Annotated in this window: 13 protein-coding genes and 5 tRNA genes; 4 read left to right on the forward strand and 14 right to left on the reverse strand. The window is 68.0% G+C overall.

The features are described from left to right. Window positions 1-5: 5 nt before the first annotated feature. Window positions 6-746 carry an SIMPL domain-containing protein gene (locus tag EZ242_RS19175; RefSeq protein ID WP_135286817.1) on the reverse strand — a complete coding sequence of 247 codons (741 nt, stop codon included), beginning with the start codon at window positions 744-746 and terminating at the stop codon, window positions 6-8. A gap of 180 nt (window positions 747-926) precedes the next feature. Here EZ242_RS19175 and ompR point away from each other — a divergent pair, with 180 nt between their 5' ends. Together ompR and EZ242_RS19185 are read left to right on the forward strand one after the other, a co-directional pair. Further along, on the forward strand, window positions 927-1,658 hold the full coding sequence (gene ompR / locus EZ242_RS19180) for an osmolarity response regulator transcription factor OmpR (RefSeq protein WP_135286818.1): 732 nt from the start codon (window positions 927-929) through the stop codon (window positions 1,656-1,658). A 68-nt stretch (window positions 1,659-1,726) separates the two neighbouring features. Beyond that, entirely contained in the window at window positions 1,727-3,169 is a 1,443-nt protein-coding gene (locus EZ242_RS19185) for a sensor histidine kinase (protein WP_135287004.1), read from the forward strand. Between the two features lie 95 nt (window positions 3,170-3,264). Here the strand turns inward: EZ242_RS19185 and EZ242_RS19190 are convergent, their stop codons facing one another. From EZ242_RS19190 to surE, 3 genes are read right to left on the reverse strand one after another with little or no spacing between them, the layout of a single operon-like run. Then, complete coding sequence (locus EZ242_RS19190) at window positions 3,265-4,317, reverse strand: peptidoglycan DD-metalloendopeptidase family protein (protein ID WP_135286819.1); 1,053 nt, start codon at window positions 4,315-4,317, stop codon at window positions 3,265-3,267. Window positions 4,318-4,331: 14 nt separating this feature from the next. After that, the gene (locus tag EZ242_RS19195) at window positions 4,332-5,102 is read right to left on the reverse strand and encodes a protein-L-isoaspartate(D-aspartate) O-methyltransferase (RefSeq protein ID WP_135286820.1); all 771 of its coding nucleotides are present in this window, start codon (window positions 5,100-5,102) and stop codon (window positions 4,332-4,334) included. After that, window positions 5,099-5,869, reverse strand: a complete 771-nt coding sequence (surE, locus tag EZ242_RS19200; protein ID WP_135286821.1) for a 5'/3'-nucleotidase SurE — start codon at window positions 5,867-5,869, stop codon at window positions 5,099-5,101. The genes EZ242_RS19195 and surE overlap by 4 nt, the downstream gene beginning before the upstream one ends. Before the next feature lie 111 nt (window positions 5,870-5,980). Between surE and EZ242_RS19205 the strand changes: the two genes are divergently transcribed. Continuing rightward, entirely contained in the window at window positions 5,981-6,967 is a 987-nt protein-coding gene (locus tag EZ242_RS19205; RefSeq protein ID WP_135286822.1) for an NADPH:quinone oxidoreductase family protein, read from the forward strand. Window positions 6,968-7,014: 47 nt separating this feature from the next. After that, window positions 7,015-7,090, forward strand: a tRNA-His gene (locus EZ242_RS19210). Window positions 7,091-7,151: 61 nt separating this feature from the next. Here EZ242_RS19210 and EZ242_RS19215 read toward each other — a convergent pair. The 10 genes from EZ242_RS19215 to clpX form a co-directional block, all read right to left on the reverse strand. Next, on the reverse strand, window positions 7,152-7,781 hold the full coding sequence (locus EZ242_RS19215; RefSeq protein ID WP_135286823.1) for a DUF6806 family protein: 630 nt from the start codon (window positions 7,779-7,781) through the stop codon (window positions 7,152-7,154). 23 nt (window positions 7,782-7,804) lie between these two features. Beyond that, window positions 7,805-7,893, reverse strand: a tRNA-Leu gene (locus EZ242_RS19220). A 58-nt stretch (window positions 7,894-7,951) separates the two neighbouring features. Continuing rightward, window positions 7,952-8,347: a hypothetical protein gene (locus tag EZ242_RS19225; RefSeq protein ID WP_135286824.1), complete on the reverse strand. Its 396-nt coding sequence runs from the start codon at window positions 8,345-8,347 to the stop codon at window positions 7,952-7,954. A 418-nt stretch (window positions 8,348-8,765) separates the two neighbouring features. Further along, window positions 8,766-10,931: a hypothetical protein gene (locus EZ242_RS19230; protein WP_135286825.1), complete on the reverse strand. Its 2,166-nt coding sequence runs from the start codon at window positions 10,929-10,931 to the stop codon at window positions 8,766-8,768. A 7-nt stretch (window positions 10,932-10,938) separates the two neighbouring features. Then, on the reverse strand, window positions 10,939-11,106 hold the full coding sequence (locus tag EZ242_RS22125; protein WP_167784875.1) for a hypothetical protein: 168 nt from the start codon (window positions 11,104-11,106) through the stop codon (window positions 10,939-10,941). Window positions 11,107-11,324: 218 nt separating this feature from the next. After that, window positions 11,325-11,400 (reverse strand) — tRNA-Gly (locus EZ242_RS19235). A 41-nt stretch (window positions 11,401-11,441) separates the two neighbouring features. Next, a tRNA-Cys gene (locus EZ242_RS19240) sits at window positions 11,442-11,515 on the reverse strand. Between the two features lie 54 nt (window positions 11,516-11,569). After that, window positions 11,570-11,645, reverse strand: a tRNA-Gly gene (locus EZ242_RS19245). A gap of 81 nt (window positions 11,646-11,726) precedes the next feature. After that, window positions 11,727-14,156, reverse strand: a complete 2,430-nt coding sequence (gene lon / locus EZ242_RS19250; protein WP_135286826.1) for an endopeptidase La — start codon at window positions 14,154-14,156, stop codon at window positions 11,727-11,729. Between the two features lie 105 nt (window positions 14,157-14,261). After that, a complete protein-coding gene (gene clpX, locus EZ242_RS19255; protein WP_135286827.1) occupies window positions 14,262-15,527 on the reverse strand; it encodes an ATP-dependent Clp protease ATP-binding subunit ClpX in 1,266 nt (421 codons plus the stop codon). Between the last annotated feature and the right edge of the window lie 26 nt (window positions 15,528-15,553).

The following is a 15,553-nucleotide window of genomic DNA, read 5'->3' on the forward strand; positions in this document are numbered from 1 at the left end:
CGTCCTCAGCGCGAAGCCGCCGACGGCTGCATCTGCACCGAGCCCGAGACGGTGACCGTCACCGTGCTGCGGCCCGGCTCGACCGGCACCGCCGCATCGGCGGCGGCGCTGCGTACCTCCATGGCCATCATGCGCGGACGGGGGAAGGGGCCGGGGTCGGCCGACTGCACCGTGACCTCGCGCAGCTCGTAGCCGCCGAAGCCGAAGCCACGCGCGAGCTCGCCGGCCTGGGCCCGGAAGCGCGCGATGGCCTGCTGCTGCGCGCGCCCTTCGGCTTCCTGGCGTCGCTCGCGGCTGAGGCCGAAGTCCAGGCCCGCCACCGTCATGGTCTCCACGCGGCCGGCGGCGCGGCTGATGCGCTGGATGTCCCGGCCTTCGAGGATGAGCTGGGCCGTGCCCGCCCAGGACTGGATGCGGCCCTCCCGCCCGTAGCGGGGCTGCACCTGGAAGCCACCGCTGCGCACCTCCATCTGTCCCTCCTCGGCCTGCGGCCGCAGCGTGGCGAGGGCCTGGTCCACCGCGGCGCGCAGCTGCTCCTGCACCGGGCCGGGCGTGGGCGCCTCGCGCGTGGTGGACAGCGTGAGCTGGACATGGTCGTGCACGACCTCCACCCCGGCCGAGGCATTGAGGTGAAGCACGTTGCGGGGCGGCGCGTCCGCTGCCGTCGTGCCCTGGGCCCGCGCGGTGGCGGGCAGAAGGCACAGGGCGAGGCTCAGGACGCCCAGGACACGGATGAGCTGACTCATGGTTCTCCTTGCATGACTGGCTCCGGCCGAGGCCGGGACCCGCCAGCGTAAGGCAGTTCCCCGGGCCGCGAGCGCCTGGGGCAACTTTTGTAACCCTGTGTTAGCCCTGGGGCAAAAGATCGCACGAGCTGCAACAAGCCCCGCAAAATGGCCACTGTTACAAGTAAACGTTGGAACGCCATGAACCAAACTGCAGCCCGTACCGACAAGATCCTGGTCGTCGATGACGACGCCCGGATCCGCGATCTGCTGCGACGCTACCTCACGCAGGAAGGGTTCGAAGTCATCCTGGCCGAGGACGGCAAGGCCTTGAACCGCCTCATGCTGCGCGAGACGGCCGACCTGATCGTGCTGGACCTGATGATGCCGGGCGAAGACGGCCTGTCGATCTGCCGCCGGCTGCGCGCGGCCAATGACCGCACGCCGATCATCATGCTCACGGCCAAGGGCGAGGACGTCGACCGCATCGTGGGCCTGGAGGTCGGGGCCGACGACTACCTGGGCAAGCCCTTCAACCCGCGCGAGTTGCTGGCCCGCGTGCATGCGGTGCTACGGCGCCGGCCGGTGCAGGAAGCGCCTGGCGCGCCTTCCAGTGAGAACGAAGTGGTGAATTTCGGCCCCTTCGCCTTCGACCTGGGCGCCCGCACCCTGCGCAAGAACGGCGACGAGCTGCCGCTGACGACCGGCGAATTCGCCATGCTCAAGGCGCTGGTGCGCCATCCGCGCCAGCCGCTGTCTCGCGAGAAGCTGGCCCAACTGGCACGTGGTCGTGAATTCGAACCGTTCGACCGCAGTCTTGACGTGCAGGTGTCGCGTCTGCGCAAACTGATCGAGGCCGACCCGGCCGCTCCCCGCTACATTCAGACGGTCTGGGGCGTGGGCTACGTCTTCGTTCCGGACGGGGCGGGCTGATCCGCCGCCCCTTCGATCGCCTTCAGGCGAAGGAACGGAAGGCCTTGCCCAGCAGCTATTCGCACACCATGGACACCCAGAGCGGCCCCACGCCGCTGGAGACGGCGCCAGCCCCGCTGGAAAGCCGGCCCCGCGTGGGGCTCTCGCTTTTCTGGCGCACTTTCTTCCTGCTGTCCATCCTGCTGATCGGCTCCATCGTCGCCTGGCTGCAGACCTTCCGGGCGCTGGAGTTCGAGCCGAGGGCCATCCAGACGGCGCAGCAGATCGCCTCGCTGGTCAACCTGAGCCGCGCGGCGCTGGAATATTCCGACGCCATCGCGCGGGTGTCCCTCATCAAGACCCTGGCCGAACGCGAGCGCGTGCGCATCATGCCGCGCAAGACCACGGACCGGCACACCGCCTTCGACTCGGCCAGCATGGACCGGGACGTCGCCCGCGAGCTGGTCTCGCGCCTGGGGCCCGGCACGGTGCTGGCCGCCAGCGTCAACGGCGAACCGGGCCTGTGGGTGGGGTTCACCATCGGCGAAGACTCCTACTGGTTGCTGATGGACCGCGCGCGCTTCTCGCGCGTGGGCGGGCGCACCTGGCTGATCTGGCTGGTCACGGCCGCGGGCCTGTCGCTCGCCGGCGCGGCGCTGATCGCGCGCCTGATCAACCGCCCGCTCAAGCAGTTGTCCTTTGCCGCCAGCCGCGTGCGCGACGGCGACTTCGATGCCAGCCGCCTGGACGAAAAAGCCGTCACCAGCGAGATTCGCGAGGTGAACATCGGCTTCAACCGCATGGCGCAGCAGCTGGCCAAGATCGAGCAGGACCGCGCCGTGATGCTCGCCGGCATCTCGCACGACCTGCGCACGCCGCTCGCCCGCCTGCGCCTGGAAACCGAGATGAGCGTGGCGGACCCGGACGCGCGCGACCACATGGCGGCCGACATCGACCAGCTCGACGCCATCATCGACAAGTTCCTGGACTACGCCCGCCCCGACCACACCCAACTCAAGCGGGTGAGCCTCAACGACGTGGTTCAGGCCTGCGTGTACGCGGTGCAGGACCGCGGCGACATGCGCATCAACGTGGAGCTGCCGCGCAATGTCCACGTGCTGGCCGACGAAGTCGAACTCGCGCGGGTGATCGCCAACCTGCTGGAGAACGCGCGCCGCTACGGCAAGACGCCGTCCACCGGCATGGCCGTGGTGGACATCTCGGCCAAGACGCGCAGCGAGTGGGTGCTGCTCAAGGTCCGCGACCACGGGCCGGGCGTCGCCCCGGAGGCCCTTCCCAACCTGATGAAGCCCTTCTTCCGCGGAGACACGGCCCGCACCGCCGCCACCGGCGCAGGTCTGGGCCTGGCCATCGTGGACAAGACGGTGCAGCGCATGGGCGGCGTCTTCGCCCTGGCCAACACCACATCCGGTGGTCTGGCCGCGCACATCAAGCTGCAGCGCGCACGGAGCACCACCACCAGCGACCTGGCGAACGAGGCGCGGCCGTCGCCCTCGGACGCGAGTTCCTGAGGCTTTCCAAAGCGTCGGAAGGACGGCTGCGGCCCGAGGGGCCCTGAAGCCGCACACGTCCGGCCACGCCCCGCGCGGGGACGCGGCCGGCCGGTTCAGCGGCTCCCGAGGTAGCGCGCCGGATCGACCGGCTTGCCCTGGCGCCGGATCTCGAAGTGCAGCTTGACGCGGTCCGCGTCGGTGGAGCCCATCTCCGCGATCTTCTGGCCCTTGCGCACCACCTGGTCCTCCTTGACCAGCAGGGTCTGGTTGTGCGCGTAGGCGGTGAGGTAGGTGTTGTTGTGCTTGAGGATCACCAGGTTGCCGTAGCCGCGCAGGCCGGCGCCGGCATAGACCACCCGGCCGTCCGCGGCGGCGATCACCGGGTCGCCTTGCTTGCCCGCGATGTCCACGCCCTTGTTGCGCGCCTCGTCGAAGCCGGCGAGCACCGCGGTGTTGCCCGGTGCAGGCCAGGCCCAGGCGACGGCTTCGTCGGCCGCCGGCACCGGGGCGCTGGGCGCAGGGGCGGTTGCCGCCGGAGCCGGAGCGGGACTGGGTGCCGGGGCGGGTGCGGGTGGCGGGACCGGCGCGGCAGGCGCGGGCGCTGCCGGCGCGGTGGGCGCCTGGGCGACCGAGCCAGCGGGTGGCGGCACCGTCACGGGCGCCACCACGCGCGAGCCGCCCGGGGGCGGCACGGGCGAGCCGGCCACCGCCGGCGGCGCCACCGGCCGGGTGGTCCCACCCTCCCCGCTCCCGGACGCCGTCGCGACCGGCGCAACGATGCGAAGCACCTGCCCCACCTCGATGAGATTGGGGTTGTCGATATTGTTCCAGCGCGCGATGTCGCGCCAGTTGTTGCCGGTGTCCAGCGCGATGCGGATCAGGGTGTCGCCGGGGCGGATGGTGTAGTAGCCCGGCTTGCCCGCGTTTTCGGCGCCCAGCGGAAGGCGCGGCACGTCGGCAGGCGGCTCGGCCAGGCCCGGTGAAACGGGCGTGGCCACGACGGTGGGTGGGGTGTTGGCCACGCTGGCCTGTTGTGCGCCGCGACCTAGGGCGCTGCGGTCTTCGATGGGAGCGGGCCCGCGCGTGCGGGAGGCGCAGCCCGCCAGGACTGCCACCGACAGCAGGACGAGAAGCTCCTTCCGACCCTGCCACAGCAACTGGGGCATCTTGTGCGTTTCCTTCAAGCGATTCCGGATTTTAGGGGGACGAAATGAACAGCCTCAAGCACGCTGCGCTTGAGACCGGCGGGTGTTTTCTCCAGGACCACCAGGGCCTGCGCCCCGGTGGGCATGAGCGTCGGAGCGACGATGCGACCGCCCGGGGCGAGCTGCTCGATCCAGCAGGGCGGAAGGTCTTCACCGCCCGCGGCCGCGATGATGCCTGCATACGGCGCACCCTTGGGAAAGCCGAGCATGCCATCGCCGAACAGCAGGTGCACGTTGGGGATGCGCAGCGGCCGCAGGTTCTCGCGCGCCTTCTCGTGCAGGCCGCGCAGGCGCTCGATGCTGTAGACCTCCCGCGCCACGCGCGCGAGCACGGCGGCCTGGTAGCCGCAGCCGGTGCCGATCTCCAGCACGCGACCGAGCAGGCCCTTCGCATCGCACTCGCCCCCGAGCAGCAGCTCGATCATGCGTGCCACCACATTGGGCTTGGAGATGGTCTGCCCCAGGCCGATGGGCAGGCTGGTGTCCTCGTAGGCCTGGTTCACGAGCGCGCTGTCCACGAAGGCGTGGCGCGGCACTTCGCCCATGGCGGCCAGCACGCGGCGGTCGGTGATGCCCTGCGCCGCGAGCTTGTGGACCATGCGCGCCCGCACGGCGCCCGAATCTAGGCCGATGCCGCTGGGCGCAGGCGCAGCCCCTGCGGGCACCGGCGTGCGCGTCGCCGGGCGTCGGGTCGCAACCGGCTGCGACGCGGGCAGGCGCGCCGGGAAGCTGGGACGTCGGTTCATCGCGTGCCCGCGCCCAGCGCCGCGAGGCCCTGGTTCCAGGCGGCCAGGCCCTCGTAGTCCGTGAGGTCCACCTGCAGGGGCGTGACCGCCACGTGCCCCTGCGCCGCGGCGTGGAAGTCGGTGCCCGGTGCACCGTCCTTGGCCGCGCCCGCGGCGCCGATCCAGTACATGGTGTCGCCGCGTGGGCTGGTCTGCGAGATGACGTTTTCGGCCGCATGCCGGCGCCCGAGGCGGCAGACCTCGAAGGGGCCGAGTTCCGACAGCGGCCGGTTGGGAATGTTCACGTTCAGGAGGAAGGGCACGGACTGCGCATGCAGCTGCTGCGCGATGACGTGCTGCACCAGCTCGCGCGCCTTCTGCGCCGCGGCGTCCAGGTGCGCCCAGCCTTTTTCCACCTGCGAGAAGGCGATGGCGGGGATGCCGAACAGGTAGCCCTCCATCGCGGCGCCCACGGTGCCGGAGTAGATGGTGTCGTCGCCCATGTTGGCGCCGTTGTTGATGCCGCTGACCAGCAGGTCGGGCCGGTACCCGAGCAGCCCGGTGAGCGCGATGTGCATGCAGTCGGCCGGCGTGCCGTTGACGTAGCGAAAGCCGCGCGCGCCGTCGTGAACGTAGAGCGGCTGGTTCAGGGTCAGCGCATTCGACTTGGCGCTGTTGTTGTGTTCCGGCGCGATGACCTCGACCTCACCCAAGTCCTTCAGCGCCTCGTACAGGGCCAGGATGCCCGGCGCCTGGTAGCCGTCGTCGTTTGAAATGAGGATTTTCATAGGCAAGCAGATGCAAACGATTCTAGGTGCCAGCCGCCCGGTCGCCGCAGGGACATGGCGCGCACGCATCACCTGCCTATGATTTGCGCGCAATCTTCAACGGAGCGTCCCATGCATGCCTGGCTTTGCGAGAACCCCGTCGGTGTCGAGGCACTGAGCTGGAAGGAGCTGCCCACGCCGCAGCCCGGCCCGGGCCAGGTGCGCGTGAAGATCGAGGCAGCCAGCCTCAACTTTCCCGACCTGCTGATCGTCCAGAACAAGTACCAGATCAAGCCCGCCCTGCCCTTCGTCCCCGGCTCGGAGTTCGCCGGCGTGGTGGAGGCCGTGGGCGAAGGCGTGACGCAGCTGAAGGTGGGCCAGCCCGTGGCCTGCCTGCACGGCACCGGCGGCTTCGCGACGCACACCGTGGTGCCCGCGGCCCTGTGCCTGCCGCTGCCTGCGCAGTGCGACCTGCGCGAGGCCGCCGGGTTCATCATGACCTACGCCACCTCGCACCACGCCCTGCTCGATCGCGGGCAACTCAAGGCCGGCGAGACCGTGCTGGTGCTCGGTGCGGCCGGCGGCGTGGGGACCGCCGCGATCCAGATCGCCAAGGCGGCCGGTGCCCGCGTCATCGCCGCCGCCTCCTCGCAGGACAAGTGCGAGCTGTGCCTGCGCATCGGCGCCGACGCCGCCATCGACTACAGCCGTGAAGGCCTGCCCCAGGCCTTCCGCGATGCCGTCAAGCGCGAAACGGGCGGCAAGGGCCCGGATGTCATCTACGACCCCGTGGGCGGCGACTTCGCCGAGCCGGCCTTCCGTTCCATCGCCTGGCGCGGGCGCTATCTGGTGGTCGGCTTCGCCTCCGGGCCCATCCCGTCGCTGCCCCTAAACCTCGCGCTGCTCAAGGGCGCGGCCATCGTGGGCGTGTTCTGGGGCGACTTCGCCAAGCGCGAAGCCAAGGCCAACGCCGCCATGCTCGGCGAGCTGACCCGCTGGTGGACCGAGGGCAAGATCCGCCCCGTGATCGACCGCGCGCTGCCGATGAAGGAACTGCCCCAGGCCTACGCGCTCATGGGCTCGCGCGGCGTCAAGGGCAAGCTGGTGCTGGTGAACTGAAGCCCGGGACCCACGCCGCTTCGCGGGCTATAATCGCCGACTCGACGGTGGCTGTAGCTCAGTTGGTAGAGTCCCAGATTGTGATTCTGGTCGTCGTGGGTTCGAGTCCCATCAGCCACCCCAGGCACACCCGATAAAAAGCCCCGCTGCATTCCTGCAGCGGGGCTTTTTTCTTGCGCGTGCCTCAGTGCAGATGCCGCGGCCGGCGTCCCCCACCATGGCTGCCACCCGAGCCGCCGCCGCTGCCCCGCGGTGGCTTGCCGATTTCCAGCGAGCTCACCAGCGCGTCGAAGCGGGCGCTGAAGAGGCGGTCGATCTCGGCGACCACGCCGCCGAGTTCGCTGGCGTCGAAGTGCCGCTCCATGAGGTGCACCACGTCTTCGACCAGGAGGTCGCGCTGCACCTGCATGATGGCCGCGGGCGTGGGGCCGACGAAGAGCATGACGAAGTCGTCGCGCGACTCGGCTTCGGGGGGTTCCTCTTCCTCGTCGAACTCGGTGTCGTAGAAGGTGACCTCGATGGCCGCGCCCTGCTCGGCCAGCTCGTTGAGGCTCATGCACATTTCGTCCAGCGCCTGGCGGAAGTCCTCGTCGCCCTGCACCGTCCAGCACAGGGTCAGCAGGTGTTCGTTGGCGTCGAAGCGGATGCCCGGCTCTTCCTCGTAGGCGCTCTCGGCGGCGTCGGCCAGGGACTTGGCGCCGGTGTACTTCCACAAGGGCTTGAGCGCATCCTGCAGCTGGGCGAAGGTGACATCCGCGCGCAGCGGTACGTCGCCGTGCACGTGGATTTCGAAGGGGGGGTCGTATTGGGACATGTTGCTCGTGCGCCTGGGGCGGATGGTGCCCCGAACCGGAGTCGAACCGGTACGCCCGGTCAGAGGCCGCGGATTTTAAGTCCGCTGTGTCTACCTATTTCACCATCGGGGCCGATGGGGCACTGTAAGTCATAACCGGTGGGGGGCCGCGGCGGTTGACGAGCCTGCACTCAACTGGCCGGCGGGAGGGGCTCCAGCATCCAGCGCCCGCCGCGGCGCGCGAGTGCCGTGGTGCGCAGGGCCTGCAGAAGCTCGGGGTGCGCCTCGATCACACGGTCGATGCCTTCATGCTGCGCCTCGCCAGGGACACAGGTGAGGTACTCCTTCAAGTGGCAGTGAAGGTCGGGGCCATCCGGCGCGAGGCGCTGCAGGCTTTCCGCGGCCTGGATCAGCGCGACGCGCAGGCGAGCGGCGTGGCTGTGGCGTTCGGCAGCTCCGATGAGCGCGGCCAGTCTGTCGTCGGCCGCTGCGAACGGCCCCCGCGCCACGGACTCGAAGCTTTTCGTGAAGGCGAGCCAGTCGGCACGGGAGAGCCGTGCAAGGCGCGTGGGTGCGTCCTTCGGCATGTCGCCGGCGGCAGGGCGGTCCTGTGCGGCCGTTGCAGGCTCGTTTTCATCCTGCCCGGGGCCTGGCTCGGCCGTGACCTGATGTGCCCGATGGCCGGGACCATGGCTCACCTCGGAGGCAGTCTCGGTGGGCTGGCGCTGCGCCGCGGCACGGGAAGCACGGGTCGCCGGCGGCTCATGCGCCTGCACCCGCTTCGGTGAAACCGCTGCCGCCACGGGCACGGGCCCTGGCGCGGCATGCAGGCGAACCGCCAGGGGCCTGACGAGGCGGGCAGCGGCACTGGCCTGCGCCGCCCCATGTTCGATAGGCCGCCAGGCCAGCCACCCGGCGATCGCCAGGTGAAGCGCAACGGAGAGGGCGGCCGCAATACCCAGCGCACCGGGCGATCCGCAACGCCAGCACACACCCGCCTCCTGCCTAGCGCTTGAGCTGCAGGCCGAGCAGTTCGCCTCCAACCGCGGGGTCTTCCTTGTCTCGCTTGAACGCGGCGCGGGCAGGGTCGCCGGCATACATCTCGCTGTCCGGATTGGTGGGGTCCTCGGCATCGGTGAACAGCTCCGGCAAGGCAGGCAAGCCGCTGGTGACCGCATGTTCTACATCTGGCGCAGACACGATGCGCAGCTGCAGCTTCTGGAAAACGCGGCGGACCCACTTTGTCTGGCCATTGACCGTGACCCGGTTCACGGCACCGTCCTCGGGAATTTCGAAGGCAGGCGTCTGAGACACCAAGCCGGCGGTGCAGGCGACGCGCTCCAGGTTCTCGTCGGTACACGCCAGCGGAATGCCGCCCAGTCCGCCCAGTTCGTCGACGAACAGGTCGAGGACGTTGCCAGCCTGGCTGCCGTAGCGCTCAGGGGAGTCCGGCACCTGCCACAACGCCCGGGGCCGCCGTTCCAAGGTCTTGTAGCTGCCGTCCGCGGCGACCAGGAACGCGGGCCGCAAGTCGCCGCGAAGCATCAGCCAGCGGAAGGACTCGGAGGCCAGCATTGCCAAGCTGTCGGGCGCACAGGCCGCACCGGTTTCCACGAGGCACTTGGCCTGCGCCTCGTCAAAGATCGCGGCGGGGATCAGCGGGCCCGTCAATAGGCCCGCATCGGCCGGCAGGTCGGTGCCTTCGGTGCTCACGACCATGCCTGTCTGGTCCCGGAGCACCATCTGGAGCGGATCCCAGGTGTAGGAGACCACCACGTCCGCCGCCACCTGGTCGATCGTTTCCGGAACGTAGCTCCGCGCGGCCTCCGTGGCCGTGGCGATTCGGGCCGCCGTGGGGCAGTCGCGCGCGCATCGGAGGGTCATCGCCGGCGAGTTCGGCTCGACGAACGTTCGGGCCAGCCACTGCATGCGGGGCGCAACGTCGATGGAGGCACCCGGAACGATGTTGAACCTCAGGGTCTCCGTGCCAAGGTCGGCGGGCTTGACGAAGGCGAAATCCTTCGCGCCGCGGTTGACCAAGTCAGCGTGGGATACGGACTCCGGCGTGATCGCGTCGCTGACGCAGCCGTCGTAGCAGGAGAAGACGCCGATGACTTCGAAACGCTGCTGGCTGGCGTTCCAGCGCATCTCGACCGGCTCTGGCAATGACGCGCCCGCGCGCTGGAAGGTGGCGCGGAAGGGCCGCATGGCCAAGTCGTCGAACGACACGGACTCGACCGCGCTGCGCAACAGGGACCCCGCTGGGCGATACACCTTGTATGCGCCGGCCCCGGAGAGTGGCGAGAACACACTCCCTTCGAGACCTGAGCCCACGACCTGGCGGTAAGTGGCGTAGGCGAATCCACCCTTGGCGCTGCGCAGGATCAGCCGTGCGGCTTCGGATTCGTACACGGCTCCGGTGACATCGTCGTAGAGGCGGTAGCGTGTGTCGACCGGCAACGCGCCCGACGGGTCCGTGTCGAAGCACCTGGCTTCGGGCGGGTCCCTGTCCAGCGAAACGCAGTACGTTGAGCCGTTCTGCGCCAAGCCGCCCTGCAACACTCCAGCGCCCTCCCGCATCTCGAATGCCCCCTTGCGCCAGCGACCATCGGTCCTGCTGCTCAAGGCGATGGCGAGGCGCAGACTTCTCACCATCGGGCCCCCCGCTTCCACCGACATCGTCAGGCTCGTCCCCGTGGCTTCGATCCTCCCTCGTTGCAACATGGCCATGTTGTCGTAGACCGTGTAGCGCAAGGTCCACTCGCCAAAGTCATTCGCAACCGGCTCGCGCGCGGCGGACAAGTGGAAGGCGATGGCGACGCTGTCGCTGACATCCGGCGCGATGTGGCCCTTGCTGATCTGCGGCTCGCCTTCATTGCGACTGCTGGTGGCGCTCACCCGGATGAGCTTTTGCTGTGCGCCGTCCAGCTGGCACTTGGCGCCATCCACCAGTGCAAGGTAGGGATCGAAGCGATAGCGGTTCACGATGGACGGCGGGATCGCCTGGGACAGGATGCACAGGGCCATGTTGGTCTGTGCAGCCATGGCGCGGAAGACATCGTCCTCCACGTACTGGACGGCGACATCGGTCACATAGCTGCCAGAGACCGGAGCGGCCCATGAGACCACAGGGGCCAGCAGGAAGGCGGCTGCGATGGATCGTCTGTTCATGACGGCCTCACCTCAGCTCGACCAGGTCGACCCTTGCCGGGATGGGCACGCCCTTGACTGTTGCCGCAGGCGTCTGGGGCCCCGTGATGACCTCGCCGCCGCCATCCCCACAGCCGCCGGCCAGCGCCAGCACCGCACCCGCGGCGACCAGCCGAAGCAAGTCCAAGGCATTCATCCAGATCTCCTGTTGAGCAGAATGGCCGCCAATCTACAGCTCAACCATAGTTCACACAAGGGTTCCTGATGAATTCCTTTCGCCGCACTTGGGCAGCACCTCGTCGGCACGGCTGCAGGCAAGGGCATGGCCGCAAAAGGCGGTCAGATGGGGGAGAGGCGAGAACGCGCGCTCGAACAGGCAAAAAAAAGGAAGCCGAAGCTTCCTTTGTCAAAACCTGGAGCGGGAGAAGAGTCTCGAACTCTCGACCTCAACCTTGGCAAGGTTGCGCTCTACCAACTGAGCTACTCCCGCATGAAGGACCCGCGCCTTGCACGCGAGCCCACCGTCACCTCTGGAGGCGCGGCCCGGAGTCGAACCGGGCTGGACGGATTTGCAATCCGGTGCATAACCGCTTTGCTACCGCGCCTTGATCCGACGCCTCGAAAAAAAGGAAAGCGAAGCGCTTCCCTGAGTTCGAATCTGGAGCGGGAGAAGAGTCTCGAACTCTCGACCTCAACCTTGGCAAGGTTGCGCTCTACCAACTGAGCTACTCCCGCGTGAGCCTCGCATTCTACAGCGAAAAAACGCGGCTTCCGGAAGAGCGGGCCAGATTTATTCCGGCCCGCCTGGACCGGCCCTCAATGCTTGATCGAGCCGGACTCGCGTGCCGGCGCAGCCGCCGGCGGCAAGGCCTCGGCGGGCACGGTTTCGTCTTCCGGCAAGGGCGTGGGCTGCCGCTCCAGGGCGACCTCGAGCACCTTGTCGATCCACTTGACCGGCACGATCTCCAGGCCGTTCTTCACGTTCTCCGGGATCTCCTGCAGGTCCTTGGTGTTCTCCTCGGGGATCAGCACCGTCTTGATGCCGCCGCGCAGGGCCGCCAGCAGCTTCTCCTTCAGGCCGCCAATGGCGGTGACCTCGCCGCGCAGGGTGATCTCGCCGGTCATGGCGACGTCCGCGCGCACCGGAATGCCGGTGATGGCCGAGACGATGGCCGTGGTCATGGCGATGCCGGCGCTGGGACCGTCCTTGGGCGTGGCGCCGTCGGGCACGTGGATGTGGATGTCCTTCTTGTCGAAGACCTCGTCCTTGATGCCCAGGCGCCGCGAGCGGCTGCGCACCACGGTGCGGGCGGCGTCCACGGACTCCTTCATCACGTCGCCCAGCGAGCCGGTGCGCAGGAAGTTGCCCTTGCCCGGCGTGAGCGCCGCCTCGATGGTGAGCAGGTCGCCGCCCACTTCGGTCCAGGCCAGGCCGACCACCTGCCCCACCTGGTTCTCCTGCTCGGCGCGGCCGTAGTTGTGCTTGCGCACGCCCAGGTACTCGTTGAGGTTCTCGCTGTCCACGACCACCTTGGGCTGGAGCTTCTTGAGCTGCAGGCCCTTGACCACCTTGCGGCAGATCTTGGACAGCTCGCGCTCCAGCGAACGCACGCCGGCTTCGCGTGTGTAGTAGCGCACGATGTCGCGCACGGCGGACTCGGTGACTTCGAGTTCCTCGGCCTTCACGCCGTTGTTCGTCATCTGCTTGGGCAGCAGGTACTTGATGGCGATGTTGGTCTTCTCGTCCTCGGTGTAGCCGGACAGGCGGATGACCTCCATGCGGTCCAGCAGCGCCGGCGGGATGTTCATGGAGTTGGAGGTGGCCACGAACATCACGTCGGACAGGTCGAAGTCGACCTCGACATAGTGGTCGCTGAAGGTGTGGTTCTGCTCGGGGTCCAGCACCTCCAGCAGCGCGCTGGAGGGGTCGCCGCGGAAGTCCGTCCCCAGCTTGTCGATCTCGTCGAGCAGGAAAAGCGGATTGCGCGTGCCCACCTTGCTCAGGCTCTGCAGCACCTTGCCCGGCAGCGCGCCGATGTAGGTGCGGCGGTGGCCGCGGATCTCCGCTTCGTCACGCATGCCGCCCAGGGCCATGCGCACGTACTTGCGGCCCGTGGCCTTGGCCACCGACTGCCCCAGCGAGGTCTTGCCGACGCCGGGCGGGCCGACCAGGCACAGGATGGGCGCCTTGACCTTGTCCACCCGCTGCTGCACCGCGAGGTACTCGAGGATGCGGTCCTTCACCTTCTCCAGGCCGTAGTGGTCCTCGTTGAGCACGTCCTCGGCATGCGTCAGGTCGTGCTTGATCTTGGTGCGCTTGCTCCAGGGCAGGCCAGTGAGCACGTCGATGTAGTTGCGCACCACGGTGGCCTCGGCCGACATGGGCGACATGAGCTTGAGCTTCTTGAGCTCGCCCTCGGCCTTCTTGCGGGCGTCGGGTGGCATCTTGGCCGCCTTGATCTTCTTCTCGATCTCCTCGATGTCGGCGCCCTCTTCGCCCTCGCCCAGTTCCTTCTGGATGGCCTTGACCTGCTCGTTGAGGTAGAAGTCGCGCTGGTTCTTCTCCATCTGGCGCTTGACGCGCCCGCGGATCTTCTTGTCGACGTTCAGGATGTCGACCTCGCGCTCGATCTGCTCGAAGAGGTTCTCCAGCCGTCCGCGCACGTCGGCCAGGTCGAGCACGACCTGCTTGTTGTCCAGCTTGAGCGGCAGGTGCGCGGCGATGGTGTCGGCCAGGCGGCCGGGGTCGTCGATGCTGGAGATGGAGGTGAGGATCTCCGGCGGGATCTTCTTGTTCAGCTTGACGTACTGGTCGAACTGCTGCATCACGGCCCGGCGCAGGGCCTCGACCTCGCTGGACTTGGCGACTTCCTCCTCGGAGGGCGCCACGGGCGTGACCAGGGCCGTGAACTGCTGCTCGCCTTCGGTGATGCGGTTGACGGTGGCGCGCTGCTGGCCCTCCACCAGCACCTTCACCGTGCCGTCGGGCAGCTTGAGCATCTGCAGGATGGTGGAGACGCAGCCGACCTCGAACATGTCGCCGGCCGAGGGCTCGTCCTTGGCGGCGGCTTTCTGGGCCACCAGCATGATGCGGCGCTCGGCCTCCATGGCCGACTCCAGCGCCTTGATGCTCTTGGGCCGTCCCACGAACAGCGGGATCACCATGTGGGGGAAGACGACCACGTCGCGCAGCGGCAGCAGCGGCAGCTCGATCGGAGTCGCGGGAAGGGGAACGTGTCCGGACATGGATATCCTTTCTCTGCCCATCCAGTGTGGAGGGCTTTCCGTCGAATTCAACCCTGGAAAAGCCCAGGATTCAGACGCCGCGAATCGCGTTCGCGGGGGAGTCTCTTACGCCTTCTTGGCGGCTTCGCGGTACACGAGCAGCGGAGGCTTGTTCTCTTCGATGGTCGACTCGTCCACCACCACCTTGTCCACGTTGTTGGCGTTGGGCAGCTCGAACATGGTGTCGATCAGCGACTGCTCCAGGATGGATCGCAGGCCGCGCGCGCCGGTCTTGCGCGCCAGCGCCTTGCGCGCGATCGCCCGCAGCGCGTTGGGCCGGATCTCCAGGTCCACGCCTTCCATGGACAGCAGCTTGCCGTACTGCTTGACCAGCGCGTTCTTGGGCTCGGTGAGGATCTGCACCAGCGCGTCCTCGGTCAGTTCGGCCAGCGTGGCGACCACGGGCATGCGGCCGACCAGCTCGGGGATGAGGCCGAACTTGATCAGGTCCTCGGGCTCAACTTCGCGGAAGACGTCCGTGAGGCTGCGCTGCTTCTTGCTCTTGACGGCCGCGCCGAAGCCGATGCCTGAGGCTTCCGTGCGCTGCTCGATCACCTTCTCCAGGCCGGCGAAGGCGCCGCCGCAGATGAACAGGATGTTGGTCGTGTCGATCTGCAGGAAGTCCTGGTTGGGGTGCTTGCGTCCGCCCTGCGGCGGCACGCTGGCCATGGTGCCTTCGATCAGCTTCAGGAGCGCCTGCTGGACGCCCTCGCCCGAGACGTCGCGGGTGATGGACGGGTTGTCCGACTTGCGCGAGATCTTGTCGATCTCGTCGATGTAGACGATGCCGCGCTGGGCGCGCTCGACCTCGTAGTTGCAGCTTTGCAGCAGCTTCTGGATGATGTTTTCCACGTCTTCGCCGACGTAGCCCGCCTCGGTGAGCGTGGTGGCGTCGGCCATGACGAAGGGCACGTCGAGCATGCGCGCCAGCGTCTGGGCGAGCAGGGTCTTGCCCGAGCCGGTCGGGCCGATCAGGAGGATGTTGCTCTTGGTGAGCTCGACATCGTCCTTCTTGGCCTTGTCCTTGTGGCGCAGGCGCTTGTAGTGGTTGTAGACCGCAACCGACAGGGCGCGCTTGGCGGCCTCCTGGCCGATGACGTAATTGTCGAGATTGAGCTTGATCTCCGAGGGCGTGGGCAGGTCGCCACGGGCCTCGCGGTTTTCGTCCGCGGCCGGTAGTTCGTCACGGATGATCTCGTTGCACAGGTCGATGCACTCGTCGCAGATGAAGACCGACGGCCCTGCGATCAGTTTCTTGACCTCGTGCTGGCTCTTCCCGCAAAACGAGCAGTAAAGCGTTTTCTCGCTGGACGAGCCCTTCTTTTCGGCCATGGAAGCGTGCCTCTCAACGTGGAGTT

Source organism: Ramlibacter rhizophilus (assembly GCF_004681965.1).
GTDB lineage: Bacteria > Pseudomonadota > Gammaproteobacteria > Burkholderiales > Burkholderiaceae_C > Ramlibacter > Ramlibacter rhizophilus.

What these genes read in the sequence shown, in the direction of transcription:
- EZ242_RS19175 (WP_135286817.1), bottom strand. Translation starts at nt 746, where the DNA reads ATGAGTCAGCTCATCCGTGTCCTGGGCGTCCTGAGCCTCGCCCTGTGC.
- ompR (WP_135286818.1), top strand. Translation starts at nt 927, where the DNA reads ATGAACCAAACTGCAGCCCGTACCGACAAGATCCTGGTCGTCGATGAC.
- EZ242_RS19185 (WP_135287004.1), top strand. Translation starts at nt 1,727, where the DNA reads ATGGACACCCAGAGCGGCCCCACGCCGCTGGAGACGGCGCCAGCCCCG.
- EZ242_RS19190 (WP_135286819.1), bottom strand. Translation starts at nt 4,317, where the DNA reads ATGCCCCAGTTGCTGTGGCAGGGTCGGAAGGAGCTTCTCGTCCTGCTG.
- EZ242_RS19195 (WP_135286820.1), bottom strand. Translation starts at nt 5,102, where the DNA reads ATGAACCGACGTCCCAGCTTCCCGGCGCGCCTGCCCGCGTCGCAGCCG.
- surE (WP_135286821.1), bottom strand. Translation starts at nt 5,869, where the DNA reads ATGAAAATCCTCATTTCAAACGACGACGGCTACCAGGCGCCGGGCATC.
- EZ242_RS19205 (WP_135286822.1), top strand. Translation starts at nt 5,981, where the DNA reads ATGCATGCCTGGCTTTGCGAGAACCCCGTCGGTGTCGAGGCACTGAGC.
- EZ242_RS19215 (WP_135286823.1), bottom strand. Translation starts at nt 7,781, where the DNA reads ATGTCCCAATACGACCCCCCCTTCGAAATCCACGTGCACGGCGACGTA.
- EZ242_RS19225 (WP_135286824.1), bottom strand. Translation starts at nt 8,347, where the DNA reads ATGCCGAAGGACGCACCCACGCGCCTTGCACGGCTCTCCCGTGCCGAC.
- EZ242_RS19230 (WP_135286825.1), bottom strand. Translation starts at nt 10,931, where the DNA reads ATGAACAGACGATCCATCGCAGCCGCCTTCCTGCTGGCCCCTGTGGTC.
- EZ242_RS22125 (WP_167784875.1), bottom strand. Translation starts at nt 11,106, where the DNA reads ATGAATGCCTTGGACTTGCTTCGGCTGGTCGCCGCGGGTGCGGTGCTG.
- lon (WP_135286826.1), bottom strand. Translation starts at nt 14,156, where the DNA reads ATGTCCGGACACGTTCCCCTTCCCGCGACTCCGATCGAGCTGCCGCTG.
- clpX (WP_135286827.1), bottom strand. Translation starts at nt 15,527, where the DNA reads ATGGCCGAAAAGAAGGGCTCGTCCAGCGAGAAAACGCTTTACTGCTCG.